This is a genomic window from Sphingomonas oligophenolica, assembly GCF_006438955.1.
In the GTDB taxonomy this organism is placed as follows: Bacteria; Pseudomonadota; Alphaproteobacteria; order Sphingomonadales; family Sphingomonadaceae; genus Sphingomonas; species Sphingomonas oligophenolica_A.
Window position 1 is genome coordinate 16,603 of sequence record NZ_RCZK01000012.1, and the last position, 15,122, is coordinate 31,724.

At 68.1% G+C, this 15,122-nt stretch carries 13 protein-coding genes; 3 read left to right on the top strand and 10 right to left on the bottom strand.

All coding sequences use genetic code 11. The features are described from left to right. Window positions 1-30 precede the first annotated feature (30 nt). The 3 genes from serA to EAH84_RS12900 are packed head-to-tail and all read left to right on the top strand — an operon-like array spanning window position 31 to window position 4,053. Complete coding sequence (gene serA / locus EAH84_RS12890; protein WP_140872418.1) at window positions 31-1,608, top strand: phosphoglycerate dehydrogenase; 1,578 nt, start codon at window positions 31-33, stop codon at window positions 1,606-1,608. A gap of 25 nt (window positions 1,609-1,633) precedes the next feature. Continuing rightward, the gene (locus tag EAH84_RS12895) at window positions 1,634-2,734 is read left to right on the top strand and encodes an ATP phosphoribosyltransferase regulatory subunit (RefSeq protein WP_140872419.1); all 1,101 of its coding nucleotides are present in this window, start codon (window positions 1,634-1,636) and stop codon (window positions 2,732-2,734) included. Window positions 2,735-2,763: 29 nt separating this feature from the next. Then, window positions 2,764-4,053 carry an adenylosuccinate synthase gene (locus EAH84_RS12900; protein WP_140872420.1) on the top strand — a complete coding sequence of 430 codons (1,290 nt, stop codon included), beginning with the start codon at window positions 2,764-2,766 and terminating at the stop codon, window positions 4,051-4,053. A gap of 48 nt (window positions 4,054-4,101) precedes the next feature. Here the strand turns inward: EAH84_RS12900 and EAH84_RS12905 are convergent, their stop codons facing one another. The 10 genes from EAH84_RS12905 to ligD form a co-directional block, all read right to left on the bottom strand. Beyond that, the gene (locus tag EAH84_RS12905) at window positions 4,102-4,443 is read right to left on the bottom strand and encodes a hypothetical protein (RefSeq protein WP_140872421.1); all 342 of its coding nucleotides are present in this window, start codon (window positions 4,441-4,443) and stop codon (window positions 4,102-4,104) included. 157 nt (window positions 4,444-4,600) lie between these two features. After that, the gene (gene aroC, locus EAH84_RS12910; protein WP_140872422.1) at window positions 4,601-5,671 is read right to left on the bottom strand and encodes a chorismate synthase; all 1,071 of its coding nucleotides are present in this window, start codon (window positions 5,669-5,671) and stop codon (window positions 4,601-4,603) included. Window positions 5,672-5,839: 168 nt separating this feature from the next. Continuing rightward, window positions 5,840-6,094, bottom strand: a complete 255-nt coding sequence (locus tag EAH84_RS12915; protein ID WP_140872423.1) for a DUF2442 domain-containing protein — start codon at window positions 6,092-6,094, stop codon at window positions 5,840-5,842. Continuing rightward, window positions 6,063-6,323 (bottom strand): DUF4160 domain-containing protein, encoded by a 261-nt coding sequence (locus EAH84_RS12920; RefSeq protein ID WP_140872424.1) that lies wholly within the window; start codon window positions 6,321-6,323, stop codon window positions 6,063-6,065. The genes EAH84_RS12915 and EAH84_RS12920 overlap by 32 nt, the downstream gene beginning before the upstream one ends. A gap of 10 nt (window positions 6,324-6,333) precedes the next feature. Further along, a complete protein-coding gene (fabI, locus tag EAH84_RS12925; protein ID WP_140872425.1) occupies window positions 6,334-7,137 on the bottom strand; it encodes an enoyl-ACP reductase FabI in 804 nt (267 codons plus the stop codon). After that, window positions 7,134-8,099: a YihY/virulence factor BrkB family protein gene (locus EAH84_RS12930; protein ID WP_140872426.1), complete on the bottom strand. Its 966-nt coding sequence runs from the start codon at window positions 8,097-8,099 to the stop codon at window positions 7,134-7,136. The genes fabI and EAH84_RS12930 overlap by 4 nt, the downstream gene beginning before the upstream one ends. A 6-nt stretch (window positions 8,100-8,105) precedes the next feature. After that, the gene (locus EAH84_RS12935) at window positions 8,106-9,059 is read right to left on the bottom strand and encodes a DnaJ C-terminal domain-containing protein (RefSeq protein WP_140872427.1); all 954 of its coding nucleotides are present in this window, start codon (window positions 9,057-9,059) and stop codon (window positions 8,106-8,108) included. A 72-nt stretch (window positions 9,060-9,131) separates the two neighbouring features. Further along, on the bottom strand, window positions 9,132-10,022 hold the full coding sequence (locus EAH84_RS12940) for a transglutaminase family protein (RefSeq protein WP_140872465.1): 891 nt from the start codon (window positions 10,020-10,022) through the stop codon (window positions 9,132-9,134). 2 nt (window positions 10,023-10,024) lie between these two features. Then, window positions 10,025-12,493: a circularly permuted type 2 ATP-grasp protein gene (locus EAH84_RS12945; protein WP_140872428.1), complete on the bottom strand. Its 2,469-nt coding sequence runs from the start codon at window positions 12,491-12,493 to the stop codon at window positions 10,025-10,027. A gap of 87 nt (window positions 12,494-12,580) precedes the next feature. Further along, a complete protein-coding gene (ligD, locus tag EAH84_RS12950; protein ID WP_140872429.1) occupies window positions 12,581-15,076 on the bottom strand; it encodes a DNA ligase D in 2,496 nt (831 codons plus the stop codon). Between the last annotated feature and the right edge of the window lie 46 nt (window positions 15,077-15,122).

The window sequence follows — 15,122 nt, forward strand, 5'->3', positions numbered from 1 at the left end:
CGGGAGAACAATTTTTTCGAAAGAATCACCATGCCCAAAGTCCTCATTTCCGACAAAATGGACCCTCGCGCCGCGCAGATTTTCCGCGAACGCGGGGTCGAGGTCGACGAGATCACCGGCAAGACCCCGGACGAACTCGCCGCGATGATCGGCGACTATGATGGCCTCGCGATCCGGTCGTCGACCAAGGTGACGCGGGCGATCCTCGATGCCGCGACCAACCTGAAGGTCGTCGGGCGCGCGGGGATCGGGGTCGACAACGTCGATATTCCCGCCGCGTCGGCGAAGGGCGTGGTCGTCATGAACACACCGTTCGGCAATTCGATCACCACTGCCGAACACGCGATCGCGCTGATGTTCGCGCTGGCGCGGCAATTGCCCGAGGCGGATGCGTCGACCCAGGCGGGCAAGTGGGAGAAGAACCGGTTCATGGGCGTCGAACTGACCAGCAAGACGCTGGGGCTGATCGGCGCGGGCAATATCGGCAGCATCGTCGCCGATCGCGCGCTGGGCCTCAGGATGAAGGCGATCGCGTACGATCCGTTCCTGACCCCCGAACGCGCGCTCGAGATGGGGGTCGAGAAGGTCGATCTCGACACGCTGTTGGCGCGTGCCGACTTCATCACGCTGCATACGCCGCTGACCGATCAGACCCGCAACATCCTGTCGAAGGAGAATCTTGCCAAGACCAAGCCGGGCGTGCGCATCATCAATTGCGCGCGCGGCGGGCTGATCGACGAGGCGGCGCTGAAGGAAGGCCTTGATTCAGGGCATATCGGCGGCGCCGCGCTCGACGTGTTCGTCGAGGAGCCCGCCAAGGCATCGCCACTGTTCGGGACGCCGAATTTCGTCTCGACCCCGCATCTGGGTGCGTCGACCAGCGAGGCGCAGGTCAATGTCGCGATCCAGGTCGCCGAGCAGATGGCGGATTATCTGATGTCGGGCGGCGTCACCAACGCGCTCAACATGCCAAGCCTGAGCGCCGAGGAAGCGCCGCGGTTGAAGCCGTATATGGCGCTCGCCGAAAAGCTCGGCAGCCTCGTCGGCCAGCTTGCGCATGGGGCGATCACGCGGATCTCGATCCATGCCCAGGGCGCGGCGGCAGAATTGAACCAGAAGCCGATAACGAGCGCGGTGCTGTCGGGCTTCCTCGCGACGCAGACCGCGACGGTCAACATGGTCAACGCGCCGCTGCTGGCGCGCGACCGCGGGATCGAGGTGCGCGAAATCCGCACCGAGCGCGAGGGCGATTACCACACGCTCGTCCGGGTCGCGGTGACGACCGCGGATGGCGAGCGATCGGTCGCAGGGACGTTGTTCGGCGACGCCGCGCCGCGGCTCGTCGAGCTGTTCGGGGTGAAGATCGAGGCCGATCTGGCCGGTCCGATGCTGTATGTGGTGAATGAAGATGCGCCCGGGTTCATCGGTCGGCTCGGGACAACGCTGGGCGAAGCAGGGGTAAATATCGGGACGTTCCATCTGGGTCGGCGGAACGCGGGCGGCGAAGCGGTGCTGCTGCTGTCGGTCGACGAACCGGTGACGAAGGAGCTGCTCTCGACCGTCCGCGCGCTGCCGGGGGTGAAGACCGCCATGGGGCTTAACTTCTGATGACGGAGTGCTAAGGGCGCGCGCCATGACACCGCTGCTTCCCGAAGGGTTTCGCGACACGCTGCCACCGTTTGCCGACGCCGCGAGCGCGGTCGAGGCGCGGGTGCTGGCGGTTGCGCACAGCCATGGGTATGAACGCGCCGATCCGCCGCTTGCCGAATTCGCCGACGGCTTGGGATCGCGATTGAAGGCGGGGGGGCTGACCGACGCGGTGCGCTTCGTCGACCCGGTGTCGCAGCGCACGCTTGCGATCCGTCCCGATCTGACCGCGCAGATCGCGCGCATCGCGGCGACGCGGATGGGGCACCACCCGCGCCCCGTGCGGCTCTGTTATGCGGGCAGCGTCATGAAGCTGCGCGCCTCGCAGCTCGCGCCGGCGCGTGAATCGCGGCAGATCGGGTGCGAGCTCGTCGGGCTCGATTCGGTCGCGGCGGCGTGTGAGATCGTCGGGGTCGCGGTCGAGGGGCTCGACGCGGCGGGCGCGAGCGGCATTTCGGTCGATTTCACGCTGCCCGACCTGGTCGACACGCTCGCGGCGGGGCCGCTGCCGGTCCCCGTTGATCGGCTCGCGGCGCTGCGCGACCGGCTCGATGCGAAGGACGCCGGGGCGGTCGCGGCCATCGCGCCCGAGTACCTGCCGTTGATCGATGCGGCGGGGCCGTTCGCGACCGCGATGGATCGGCTGCGCGCGTTCGATTCGGGCGGCGTCCTCGCCTCGCGGCTCGACGGGCTGGCGACGATTGCGGCGTCACTCGGAGACCACGCGGCGCTGACGCTCGATCCGACCGAGCGGCACGGGTTCGAATATCAGAGCTGGCTGGGTTTTTCGCTGTTCGTCGCGGGCGCGGCGCGAGAGGTTGGGCGCGGCGGCACCTATCTGGTGATGCACGAGAACGGCGCGGAGGAAACCGCGACGGGCTTTTCGCTGTTCGCGGATGCGCTGGTGGCGAGCGCGGCCTCGGTCGAGCGTCGCCGCCTGTTCCTGCCGCTGGGCACGTCCGCCGGCGACGGCGCGGCGATGCGCGCGGCGGGGTGGGTCACGGTGACCGCGCTGACCGCGGCGGACACGCCGCAAACGCAGCTCGCGACGCATCTATGGGTGGATGGCGCGGCGCGCGCGCTGTAGGCGAACACGTCAATTCCGAGGAGAATCAGGTGGCCAACGTAGCAGTCATCGGCGCGCAATGGGGCGACGAGGGCAAGGGCAAGATCGTCGACTGGCTCGCCGAGCGCGCCGACATGGTGGTGCGGTTCCAGGGCGGGCATAACGCCGGGCACACGCTGGTCGTCGGCAACGTCACGTACAAGCTGTCGCTGCTGCCGTCGGGGATCGTGCGGGGTACGCCGTCGGTGATCGGCAATGGCGTCGTGCTCGATCCGTGGGCGCTGAAGGCGGAGATCGAGCGGCTCGGGCAGCAGGGCGTGGTCGCGACCCCCGACACGCTGCGGATCGCGGACAATTGCGCGCTGATCCTGCCGTTCCATCGCGACCTCGATTCGCTGCGCGAGGACGCGAGCGGCGCGGGCAAGATCGGGACGACGCGGCGCGGGATCGGCCCCGCTTATGAAGACAAGGTCGGGCGGCGTGCGATCCGCGTCTGCGACCTGGCGCATCTCGACGAGCTGGAGCCGCAGCTCGACCGGCTGACCGCGCACCACGACGCACTGCGTGCCGGGTTCGGCGAACCGCCGATCGACCGCGCTGCGTTGGTCGCCGAATTGGCTGCGATCGCGGGGTTCGTCCTGCCGTTCGCCAAGCCGGTATGGCGCGACCTCAACGCGGCGCGCGCGGCGGGCAAGCGGATCCTGTTCGAGGGCGCGCAGGGGGTACTGCTCGACGTCGATCACGGCACCTATCCGTTCGTCACCTCGTCGAACACCGTCGCGGGTGCCGCGGCGGCGGGGTCGGGGATCGGGCCATCGGGGGTCGGCTTCGTGCTCGGGATCGCCAAGGCCTACACCACACGCGTCGGTTCGGGGCCGTTTCCGACCGAGCTCGAGGACGAGACCGGGCAGCGGCTCGGCGAGCGGGGGCATGAATTCGGCACCGTCACCGGGCGCAAGCGGCGGTGCGGCTGGTTCGATGCGGTGCTGGTCCGGCAATCGGCTGCGGTCGGGGGAATCACAGGAATCGCGCTGACCAAGATCGACGTGCTCGACGGGTTCGAGACGGTGCAGATCTGCATCGGCTATCGGTTGCGGGGGGAGGAGATCGACTATTTCCCCGCCCATGCCGCCGACCAGGCGCTGGTCGAGCCGATTTTCGAAGAGGTCGAGGGGTGGCAGGAATCGACCGCGGGGGCGCGGAGCTGGGCCGACCTGCCCGCGGCGGCGATCAAATATATCCGGCGGATCGAGGAACTGATCCGCTGCCCGGTGGCGCTGGTGTCGACCAGCCCCGAACGCGCGGACACGATTTTGGTACGCGATCCGTTCGCCGACTGACGACGCGCGGGCGCTCCGGTGGGAACGCCCGCGGTCATGACCAGCTGATTATTTCGGCGGGGTGGTCGGGGTAGGATCGGACATCGTGCCGGGATCGGTGGTCATCGATCCGTCCCCGGCCGGAGGTGCCGCCGAGGTATCGTCGGCAGATGGCATTTTCGCCGAATCGGGGATCGTCGGATCGGGGGTCATCGTCGACGATGTGGACGGGCTGGGCGTCGAGGTCGGCGCGGTCGTCCGCTTCGCCTTCTTGGCCTTGCCGGTCGTCATCGGCGGGGTCGTATCGGGCATCGTTGTTTGCGGGGTGGTGGTCTGCGGGCTCATCTGCGCGAGGGCGGCACCCGATGTCGCCATCGCGGCGGCGGCAGCTATCGTCAGCATCATACGCATCGTATTTCTCCTGTGGGTCACGGGATATCAACCCACCGGTACAAAGGTCCGTTCCGGGATCGATCGCCCATTCCGACCGGGTCGTCGCGGAGTCGAGCCGGAGCTGCGGCGAACCGAGTAAGCCCCTAAAAAATAATAATAAAGTTGAGCGCGAATGCTAGCCGCACTGGCCGCGGTGGAGCAGGAACTGGTCGGCGAGGACCAGTGCGACCATCGCCTCGACGACGGGCACCCCGCGGATGCCGACGCAGGGGTCGTGGCGGCCCTTGGTCGCGAGGTCGGTCGCCGCGCCGTCGCGGGTGATCGTTTCGACCGGGGTCAGGATCGAACTGGTCGGCTTGAACGCGACGCGGACGCGGATCGGCTGACCGGTCGCGATCCCGCCCGCGATCCCGCCGGCATGGTTGGCGAGGAATTGGGGGCCGTCCGCGTCGCCGGGGCGCATCGCGTCGGCATTCGCTTCGCCGGTGAGCGCCGCCGCGGCGAACCCGTCGCCGATCTCGACGCCCTTGACCGCGTTGATCCCCATGCATGCGTGCGCGAGCTCGGCGTCGAGCTTGGCATAGAGCGGCGCGCCCCAGCCCGCGGGGACGCCCACCGCCTCGCACGCGATCACCGCGCCGAGCGACGAGCCGGCTTTGCGCGCGGCGTCGACCGCGGCTTCCCAGCGCAGCGCGGCGGCGGGGTCGGGGCAGAAGAACGGGTTGGCGTCGATCGCGGCGTCGTCGAACGCGGCATAGTCGATCCCGTCGCCGCCGATCGCTTCGACCCAGCCGCGGATGCGGACACTGGGGATGACGAGCCGCGCGACCCCGCCCGCGGCGACGCGACTGGCGGTTTCGCGCGCGCTCGATCGACCGCCACCGCGATAGTCACGGAAGCCGTATTTGGCGTCATAGGCGTAGTCGGCATGGCCGGGGCGATAGGCCTTGGCGACGTCCGAATAATCCTTCGAGCGCTGGTCGGCATTCTCGATCATCAGGCTGATCGGGGTGCCGGTGGTCCGGCCCTCGAATACGCCCGACAGGATGCAGACCTGATCGGGCTCGCGGCGCTGGGTGGTGAAGCGCGACGTGCCGGGGCGGCGCTTGTCGAGCCACGGTTGGAGATCGGCTTCGCTCAGCGCGATTCCGGGAGGGCAGCCGTCGACCACCGCGCCGATCGCGGGCCCGTGCGATTCGCCCCAGGTGGTGAAGCGGAACAGGTGACCGAAGCTGTTGAGGCTCATGCCGCAATTTGCCTAAAAATTAGGCAACATTGACGACTGTTACACGGAATCGGGTTTTTGACGCCCTCTGCGGTAATGGGGACCGAACGACGTGAGCGGGGGCTGGCGGGGACCGTTGGCATGACGCCATCCTGCCACAGCAACGGCGTGTAGGACAGCGCCGCGAGGCTAGGCAGCGTCGCGCGCGGTTCGGCTCATATCGCCGCGACCGGCGATGAGCGCCTCGATCGAAATATCCTCGTCGAGTTCGTCCCAGTGGAGCCCGCTGGGGCTGATCCAGACCTTGTTGCGATCGGCGGGCGAGCCCAGGAGCAGCCGTGGGTACCAGGCGAGCGGGACGCCGAGCGTGCGACCGTCGTCGAGCCGCACCCACATCTGGTCCTCGTCGAACTCAACGCTCGTCGCGCGTACCGAAATGCTCATGCCATGCACTCACGATCTCTTGCCTGCGGAGACCGACCTGCTCGCTGATCCAGCGCTGCGTACGGGCATCCAATCCGTGGTTATAGGCGAAGGTCACCTCGGGATAAAGCCAGAGCTTGGCGTCGCCCACGCCGCGTCTGGCGACGTGGATGTGGACGGGTTCGCGGGGATCTCCTTCGCTAGAGTAGAAGTGGAAGCGAAAGCCGCGCTCGACGAAGACGACCGGCACCCGCTCCTCGTCACGCCAGCGCGATGTCGGGCGCGTCTTCGGCCTTCATGCCGATCACGTTGTAGCCCGCATCGACGTGGTGGGTTTCGCCGGTCACGCCGCTGGCGAGGTCGCTGAGCAGGTAGAGCGCGGCGCCGCCGACGTCCTCGATCGTGACGTTGCGCTTCAAGGGCGAATTGAGTTCGTTCCATTTCAGGATCAGGCGGAAATCGCCGATCCCGCTCGCCGCCAATGTCTTGATCGGGCCTGCCGAGATCGCGTTGACGCGGATGTTGTCGCGGCCGAGGTCGACGCTGAGATACTGGACGCTGGTTTCGAGCGCGGCCTTGGCGACGCCCATGACGTTGTAATGCGGGATGACCTTTTCGGCGCCGTAATAGCTCAGCGTCAGCAGGCTGCCGCCGGGATTCATCATCGCCGCGGCGCGCTGCGCGATCGCGACGAACGAATAGACGCTGATGTTCATCGTCATCAGGAAATTGTCGAGACTGGTATCGACGAACCGCCCGCGCAGTTCGTTCTTGTCCGAGAAACCGATCGCGTGGACGACGAAGTCGATCGTCGGCCAATCCTGCGCCAATGCCGCGAAGGTGCGGTCGAGCGCCGCCATGTCGCCGACGTCGCAATCGTAGAGCCGCGCGGTGCCGAGCTGTTCGGCGAGCGGGCGGACGCGTTTCGCCATCGTGTCGCCCTGGTAGCTGAACGCGAGTTCCGCGCCCGCTTCGGACAGTTTCTGCGCGATCCCCCACGCCAGCGACTTGTCGTTGGCGAGCCCCATGATGAGCCCGCGTTTTCCCGCCATCAATCCGTTCACGCCGTTACCGCCTCCGCTGTCGCATCGTCATCCTCTAGCGCCGCTTCGGGGGGGTCCGCCAGCGCCGCGTTGAGATGCGCACCGAATACCAGTCCGAGCCCGATCAGATAAAAGAACAGCAGCATCACCACGACCCCCGCCAAACTGCCGTACGTCAGGTCGTAGCCACCGAGCGACGACAGGACGAGCGGCAGCCCCGCGGTCATGCTGATCCACCACAAGGTCGTGAACAGCGCGCCGGGCCATTTGCGGCTCGAGGTGTAGCGATATTTCGACGGCGTGACCGAATAGAACAGCAGGAACAACGCGCCGAACATCACCAGCCCGGGGACGATGCGGGCGATCCCGAGCCACCCGGCGGCATCCTGTGCGAAGGGGAGGAGGCGATAGATGAACTGTTCGGCGGCGGTCAGCAGCCCCTGGACCAGGAACGAGATCAGCGCGAGGATCACCGAGCCGACGATCGCGAGGCTCAAGCCTAGCCGTGCGCGCCAAATCGCGGCGCTGGCCGTGGTGCCATAAGCGCGGCGGAAGATTTCGCGGATGGTTTCGACGAAGCTGCCGACGGTCCACAGACCGACCAGCGCACCGAGCCACAGCAGCGATCCCTGGCGCGCGCTTAGCACGTCGGCGATCGGCTTGCGCAGGATGTCGCCGACATTGGGGGGCAGGAGGCGAAGAAAACTCACGACCGCGCGCTGGGTCTCTTCGCTCTGGCCGAGCAGCGACAGCACCGCGGCGGCGACGATGAAGAACGGGAACACCGTCATCAGCGCGAGATAGGCGAGGTTGCCCGCATAGATGAACCCGTCGGTATAGACGCCGATCGAGGTGCGTTTGAGGACTTCGAAGGCGTAGCTGCCCGGCCTTACCTTCGCGAGATGGCGATCGAAGTGCGAGCGTGCTCGACTGGGGTCGCGACCGCGTTCTTCGGGCGTCGGGGCGACAGGCTCGTCGGTCACGCTGGATCAGACTCCCAGGGACGCACGCGGGTTCCCGGCACCGGTCCAGGTTTCGACGAACGCGGTCAACGCCGCATCGTCGGCGGGCAGATCGACCATCAGCGTGACGAGCTGGTCGCCGCGCGTACCATGGCCCGCGCCCGCTTTGCGGTGGAATCCCTTGCCCTTGAGCCGCAGCACCTTGCCCGACGAGGTGCCCTTCGGGATGGTCAGCATCACCGCGCTGTCGACTGTCGGCGCGCGGACCGACCCGCCGAGCACCGCTTCGGCGAGGGTGATCGGCAGGTCGAGCCGGACGTCGTCGCCATCACGGGTGAAGAAGCGGTGCGGCTGGACCTCGATCGTGACGGTCGCGTCGCCAGCGCCGCCAGGGCCGGTTTCGCCCTTGCCCGCAAGCCGCATCTGGGTGCCGGTGTCGACACCTGCGGGCAGCTTCAGGTCGATCGTCTTGCCATCGGCCAGCGTCACCCGCTGCGGCGCGAGCGTCGCGGCATCGACGAACGGCACCTTGAGCCGATAGTCGATGTTCGCACCCTTGGCCGCGGCCTGGCGCCCGAAGCCGCTCGAAAAACCGCCGCCGCGCGCCTGGCGACCGCCGAACAGCCCCTCGAAGATGTCGGACATGTCGGGATTCTCGCCGCCGCCGCCGAATTCGAATCCCTGGCTCGAAAACCCGCCGCTCTGGCCGCCGGGACGCGGGCGCGCGCCGCCATAGCCCCCACCGAACGGCGAGGTGGGATTGCCGTCGCCATCGATCTCGCCGCGGTCGAACCGCGCGCGCTTGTCCTTGTCGGTGAGCAGGTCGTACGCGTTGGTGACCAGGCTGAACCGTTCGGACGCCTTGGGGTTGTCCTTGTTGCGATCGGGATGAAGCTCTTTGGCGAGCTTGCGATACGCTTTCTTGATGTCTGCCTCGGACGCGCCCCTCGCGACGCCCAAGGTCTGATATGGATCGGCCATCGAGTCCCCGGTTGGTGTGTTAGGCGGCTATGTGGGGCACGCGGCCCGAAAGCGCAATTATGCCCAGCCCTTCTACGCCGCCACGTCCTCGACCGGGGCGACATCGACGCTGACGTCCATCGCCTGCGCGCCCGATCCGAGCACCACGCCGTCGACCGGCGCGATTTCCGCATAGTCGCGGCCCACCGCCATGACGATATGGTCGCTCGCCATCCAGATCGCGTTGGTCGGGTCTAGCCCAACCCAGCCGTGATGCGGGCCGCACCACAGCAGTACCCAGGCATGGGTCGCGTCGGCGCCGACCAGCCGCGGTTTTCCGGGCGGCGGGATGGTGCGGATATAGCCCGAGGCATAGGCGGCGGGGAGGCCCGCGGCGCGCAGGCCGGTGATCATGATCTGCGCGAAGTCCTGGCATACGCCCTTGCGCTGGAGGAATGCGTGGTGCGGGATCGTGTCGACCAGCGTGGCGGTCGCGTCGAAGGTGAACTCCGCCTCGATCCGGCGGGCGAGCGCGATCCCGGCGTCGAGCGCGCCGCGCGCGGGATCGAGATCGCGCGCGCACCAGTCCGCGATCGCGGCGTCGAGCGGGATCAGCGGCGAGGGGAAGAGATAGTTGGCCGGCCCCATCGCCGACAGGTCGCGGCTGTCGCGCGCCCAGGCCGCGACCTCGGCCAAGGTCGGGTCGGTCGGCGATGGGATCGGCACCAGCCGGTCGACGACGACGCGCGCGCAGCTGTCGATCGTCAGCGTCCGGACCGGCGAATCGACCACCAGCCGGGTGACGTTGGCGAGCCCTGCCTCGGCGCGCCCCGGCGACAGCCGCCCCGCGGGTTCGACCCCGAGCGAGTAGGATTCGAGGCGCTGGCCCGGCCAGTCGATCGGCTTGAGGCGCAGGTTGCACCGCGCGAACTTGACCTGGCCGCCATAGTCGAAGCGGGTGACGTGGCGGATGTCGTAGATCATCGTCATGCCAGCGTCAGGCCGTGGGCGCGCAAGGGCTCGGCGCCGTGGAGAAAATAGCGGTGGCCGATCGCCTCGGCGACCTGGCCGATGCGTCGTTCGATATCGCCGAGCGTGTCGGGGGCGACGCTTGCGGCGGTAGCGGTGGCGAGGATCGCGGCGAGTGCGGCGGCGCCGGCCTGTTGCGGTTCGGCCATGCCGTCGTCGCCGAGGACGGGGAGTTCGCGCAGCCGTTCGGCGATCCGTTCGGTCTGGTACGCGACGCCACGCGGGTTGTTTGGATCGAGCGCGACGAGGTCGACGACCGGGACGCGCGCGATGCCGGTGAGGTAACGCTGGCGGTAGCTGATCTGGCTGTCGGCGAGGTCGAGCAAGGTCGACAGATCGTCGATCGTCGCGCCGGGCATCCCGAAGAGGCGCGTCGCGCGGACGATCGCGAGCGCGCGTTCGACCCGGCGACCGAGATCGTGGAACCGCCATGCGTCGGTGCGGACCATATGTTCGGCGCTCAACCCCGCGATCGCGGCGTAGCGGCGCTGGAGCGAGCCGGTGCGATCGAGCATGCCGCGATGCGTCGGGAAGGGGGCGTCGAGCAGCCGGACCATGTCCGCCGACAGCCGGTCGCGCGAGCCATCGGCAATGTCGCGCGCATGGCGGTTGATCGTCGCGACCGATTGCGTCGCCTCGTCCTCCATCGCGGCGCGCGCAAAGGCGGTGAGGTCGGCGCGGCGGAGCGAGGGGGGGTGATCCGCCGCGCCGCTGCCGACGATCAGCCCGACGAGCTTGCCGACGGTTGGGGGGGCGAGCGCAGCACCGCCATCGGCGTCGATCGAGTTGCCGAGCATCACGCGGATCGCGGCGAGCAGCGCTTCACCGCGTTCGAGATAGCGGCCGAGCCAGAAGAAATTGTCCGCGACCCGGCTCGGCAAGGTGCCGGGGTTGCGGCGGATCTGGAGCGAGTCGGTGGTGGCGAGCAACGACAGCGGCTCGATCGGGTCGGCGCCGTGGACGCAAACGTCGGCGGAAAAGACGCCTTCGCCCATCACCATCGCGCGCGGATCGGGGGTGTCGCCGATCCGCGCGAAGCCGCCAGGCAAGACGGTCCATGCGCCCGCCGCGTCGCGTGCGGCGAAGACGCGCAGCGTGAACGGGCGCGGTACGAGCGTGTCGTCGACCACGACGGGCATCGTCGACAGGCGGACGATTTCCTGCGCGATATAATCCTGTGGGCGGCGTTCGAGATCGGCGAGGAAGGCGGCGCGCGCCGCGCCTGTGAGGTCCGCGCCGGCGATGTCGCGGCCGCCGGGCAGGCCCAATGGCGGCGCACCGAAGGCGGGCGCGATCAGCAGGTTGTCGAGATCCTCGACCACGCGGTCGCGTTCGCGCTGCTGGCCGCACCACCAGGTCGCAATATTGGGGATCAGCAGGCTTTCGCCGCAGAGCCGCACCGCGAGCTGGGGCAGGAACGCCGCGAAGGCGCGGGCTTCGAGCACCGCGGCGCCGGGCGAATTGGAGAGGACGACGTTGCCCGCGGCATAGGCGTCGATGAGGCCTGCAACGCCGATCTGCGAATGCGAATCGAACGCGAGCGGATCGAGCAGCCGCGGGTCGACGCGGCGCCACAGCGCATCGACGCGCTTCAGCCCCGCGATCGTGCGGACGTAGAGCACGTCCTCGAGCGCGGCGAGATCGGCGCCCTCGACCAGCAGGAAGCCGAGATAGCGCGCGAGATGCGCCTGTTCGGGATAGCTGGGGTTGAACCGCCCCGGGGTCATCAGCCCGATCCGGGGGTCGACGCGTAGGCAGAGTTCGGCGATGCCCGCGCGGAACGCCGCAAAGAACGGCGCGTGGCGCTGGATATTGAGCCGCGCTTGCAAGCCCCCGAGCGTCCGGCTGACCGCGAGCCGGTTCTCGAGCGCATAGCCTGCGCCCGCCGGTGCACGCAGGTGATCCGCGAGGACGCGCCATTCGCCGGTCGGCCCGCGGCCGAGATCGAGCGCGATGAAATGGAGGTGCTTGCCGCCGGGAGGATCGAGCCCGACCATCGGGCGAAGGAAGTACGGACTGCCCGTCACAAGCGCGGCGGGGATCAGACCTGTTTCGACCAGTTTCCCTTCGCCGTAGAGATCGGCGATCACGGTCTCCATCAACTCGGCGCGCTGGACGACGCCGCGGGCGATTTCTGCCCATTCGGCCGCTTCGATCAGCAGCGGAACGGGAGAGACGGGCCAGGGCCGCTCGTCCGCCTCGCCGATGATGCGAAAGCCGGTGCCGATGTCGGCAGCGTGGCGCTGGACGCGCTCGCGCGCATGGGTGAGGTCGTCGCCCGCGACGCTGGCGAGTTCCTCGAACATCGCGGTCCAGGCGGGATCATCACCGAGGACATCGCCCGCGGTGCCCCGCGCGCGATAGTCGGCAATCCAGCGCGCGGCATGGGTGGCGGCGTCGAACAGGGGGGCGGGCTCGCTCGCCATGATCGTGTGTGTCGTCCCCCTCGTCTGACCGGTCGTTGCTCTGCACGCGTCGATGTTGCCGCGCACCATCACAGCGAACGGCGAGCCTTATAGGTCCGGCAATAGCTGATCCGCGACCCCCCAGCCAGCGAGCGCGCGGCTTCCCGCGCGGGCGAGCAATTCGTCGAGATCGCCGACGTGCCAGCGCGCGGCGGTGTTGACGTCGCGCAATTCGGTCCACGATACCGGGGCGGCGACGGGGGCGCCGCTGCGCGCGCGCGCGGAAAACGGCATGATCGCGGTCGCGCCGCGCTGGTTGCGCAGATAGTCGATGAATATCTTGCCCTTGCGCTTGGCCTTGCTCATCACCGCGACGAAACGGTCGGGCTCGGCGGCGCTGAGCGCGCGCGCAAAGCGATCCGCGAAATCCTTGACCGCGGGCCACTCCGCCTCAGGCGTCAGCGGCACGACGACGTGGACTCCCTTGCCCCCCGACAGCAGAGGGAAGCTGACGAGGCCGAGTTCGGCGAGCTGGTTCTTGAGGTGTTCGGCGGCCTTTTTCGTATCCTCGAAGTCGAGCCCCTCGTCGGGATCAAGATCGAAGATCAGCCGATCGGGCTTTTCCAGCGGATCGATCTGCGACCCCCAGCCGTGGAACTCGATCGTCCCCATCTGGACGCACGCGACCAGCCCGTCGGCGTCGTCGACATAGAGATAAGGTTCGACGCTGCCGTCCTTTTCGGTGACGTCGACATGGTGGACGAATTCGCCGAAGCTGCCCGCGTCGTGTTTCTGGAAGAAACATTGTTTGGCGCGGCCTTGCGGGCAGCGGACGAGGCTGACCGGGCGGCGCGCGACCCAGGGGAGCATGATCGGCGCGATCGCCTGGTAATAGTCGGCGAGCTGGCCCTTGGTGACGTTCGAATCGGGGAAGATCACGCGGTCGCGGCTGCTGACCGTGACGTGCGAGACCGCGGGAGCGGGCGCGGCCTCGGGGGTTTCGACGACCACGTCAACCGCGCTTTTATCGGTGCGCAGACCGAGGAAGCTCGAATGGCGCAGCACGCCGTCGGGGGTGACCTCGGCATAGGCGATTTCGGCGACGAGCGTGGGGGTCACCCAGTGCGCGCCGCGCACTGCGGCACGCGGGGCCTCGACGGTCGGAGTCTTGCGCGACAGCGGCACGAGCTTGGCGGCGATGTCGTCCATCGTGTCGGCGTCGAACCCGGTCCCGACCTTGCCCGAATAGCGAAGTGCACCGTCCTCATGGACCCCGAGCAGCAGCGACTTGAACCCGCGTTGCTTGTCGGACGGTAGCCAGCCGACGATCACGAATTCCTGGCGATGCGTGCATTTGGCCTTGAGCCACGATTTGGTCCGCCTGCCGCGATAGGGCGCGTCGGCGCGTTTCGAGACAACACCTTCGAGGCCCTCGCGGCACATCGTCTCGAACAGGTCTTCGCCCGAACCGAGGACGTGTTCGGCGAACTGGATGCGATCGCCGCCGGGGATGATCGCGCGCAACCGCTCCTTACGGTCGGCATTGCCGAGCGCGGTCAGGTCCTCGCCGTTGAGCGACAGCAGGTCGAATGCGAAGAGCGTCATGGCACCCGCGTTCGAAATCGCGTCCTTAAGCGTCGAGAAATCGGGGCGACCGTCCTTGAACGCGACGATCTCGCCGTCGATCAGCGCGGTGTCGACGGGGAGGTCGGCGGCGGCATCGGCGATGGCCTGGAATTTGTCGGTCCAGTCGAGGCCGGAGCGGGTGAAGACCTTGGCCTTACCCGCGCCGACCGCGACGAGCGCGCGGTAGCCGTCGTATTTGACCTCGTGGAGCCAGCCCGATCCCGGGGGGACGCTGTCGACGAGGGTGCAGAGTTGGGGGTCGGCGAAGGGTGGCAATCCTCCCCGTTTGCGGGGAGGTGGCTGACGCGAAGCGGCAGACGGAGGGGGGGTGCCACGTGCGCTGCGTTTGCGGCCTGCCCCCTCCACCGGCTTCGCCGGTCCCCCTCCCCGTGCCGGGGAGGATTTGCCCTCGGCGATTTCCGCCATCGTCCGCCCCGTCGAGACGCTGGTCAACGCTTCCTCGACCAGCACGTCGGTGCCGCCCGCCTCGGCGTCGTCGAGCTTGCGAAGCAGCCAGTTTTCGCGCTTCTCCTTGCCGCGCCGTTTGAGGCGAATCAGCAGCCATTCGCCCTTCATCCGCTCGCCGTCGAGGACGAAGTGGAGATGGCCCTTGTCGAGATCCTTGGCGCTCTTGCCCTTGATCGGGGACCAGGTGCCGCGGTCCCACAGCATCACCGTGCCGCCGCCATATTCACCCGCGGGGATGGTGCCTTCGAACGTCGCGTAGGACAGCGGGTGATCCTCGGTGCGGACCGCGAGGCGTTTTTCGTCGGGATCGAGGCTGGGGCCGCGCGTGACCGCCCAGCTTTTGAGGACGCCGTCGACCTCGAGCCGCAAGTCCCAGTGGAGCCGCGTGGCGTCGTGCTTCTGGACCATGAAGCTGTTGCCGTGGCCGGGCGCGAGCGTGCCCGCGGGTTCGGCGGTTTTGGTGAAGTCGCGCTTGGCGTTGTAGAGCGCGAGGGGGTCGGGTTTAGTCACCGCTGTGCTCCCGCGCCGTTCGGGCTGAGCTTGTCGAAGCACGTGG

Coding starts and splice junctions, on each gene's coding strand:
- EAH84_RS12940 (WP_140872465.1), bottom strand. CDS start 10,022: ATGATCTACGACATCCGCCACGTCACCCGCTTCGACTATGGCGGCCAG.
- EAH84_RS12945 (WP_140872428.1), bottom strand. CDS start 12,493: ATGGCGAGCGAGCCCGCCCCCCTGTTCGACGCCGCCACCCATGCCGCG.
- EAH84_RS12915 (WP_140872423.1), bottom strand. CDS start 6,094: ATGAGCATTTCGGTACGCGCGACGAGCGTTGAGTTCGACGAGGACCAG.
- aroC (WP_140872422.1), bottom strand. CDS start 5,671: ATGAGCCTCAACAGCTTCGGTCACCTGTTCCGCTTCACCACCTGGGGC.
- serA (WP_140872418.1), top strand. CDS start 31: ATGCCCAAAGTCCTCATTTCCGACAAAATGGACCCTCGCGCCGCGCAG.
- EAH84_RS12905 (WP_140872421.1), bottom strand. CDS start 4,443: ATGCGTATGATGCTGACGATAGCTGCCGCCGCCGCGATGGCGACATCG.
- EAH84_RS12895 (WP_140872419.1), top strand. CDS start 1,634: ATGACACCGCTGCTTCCCGAAGGGTTTCGCGACACGCTGCCACCGTTT.
- EAH84_RS12935 (WP_140872427.1), bottom strand. CDS start 9,059: ATGGCCGATCCATATCAGACCTTGGGCGTCGCGAGGGGCGCGTCCGAG.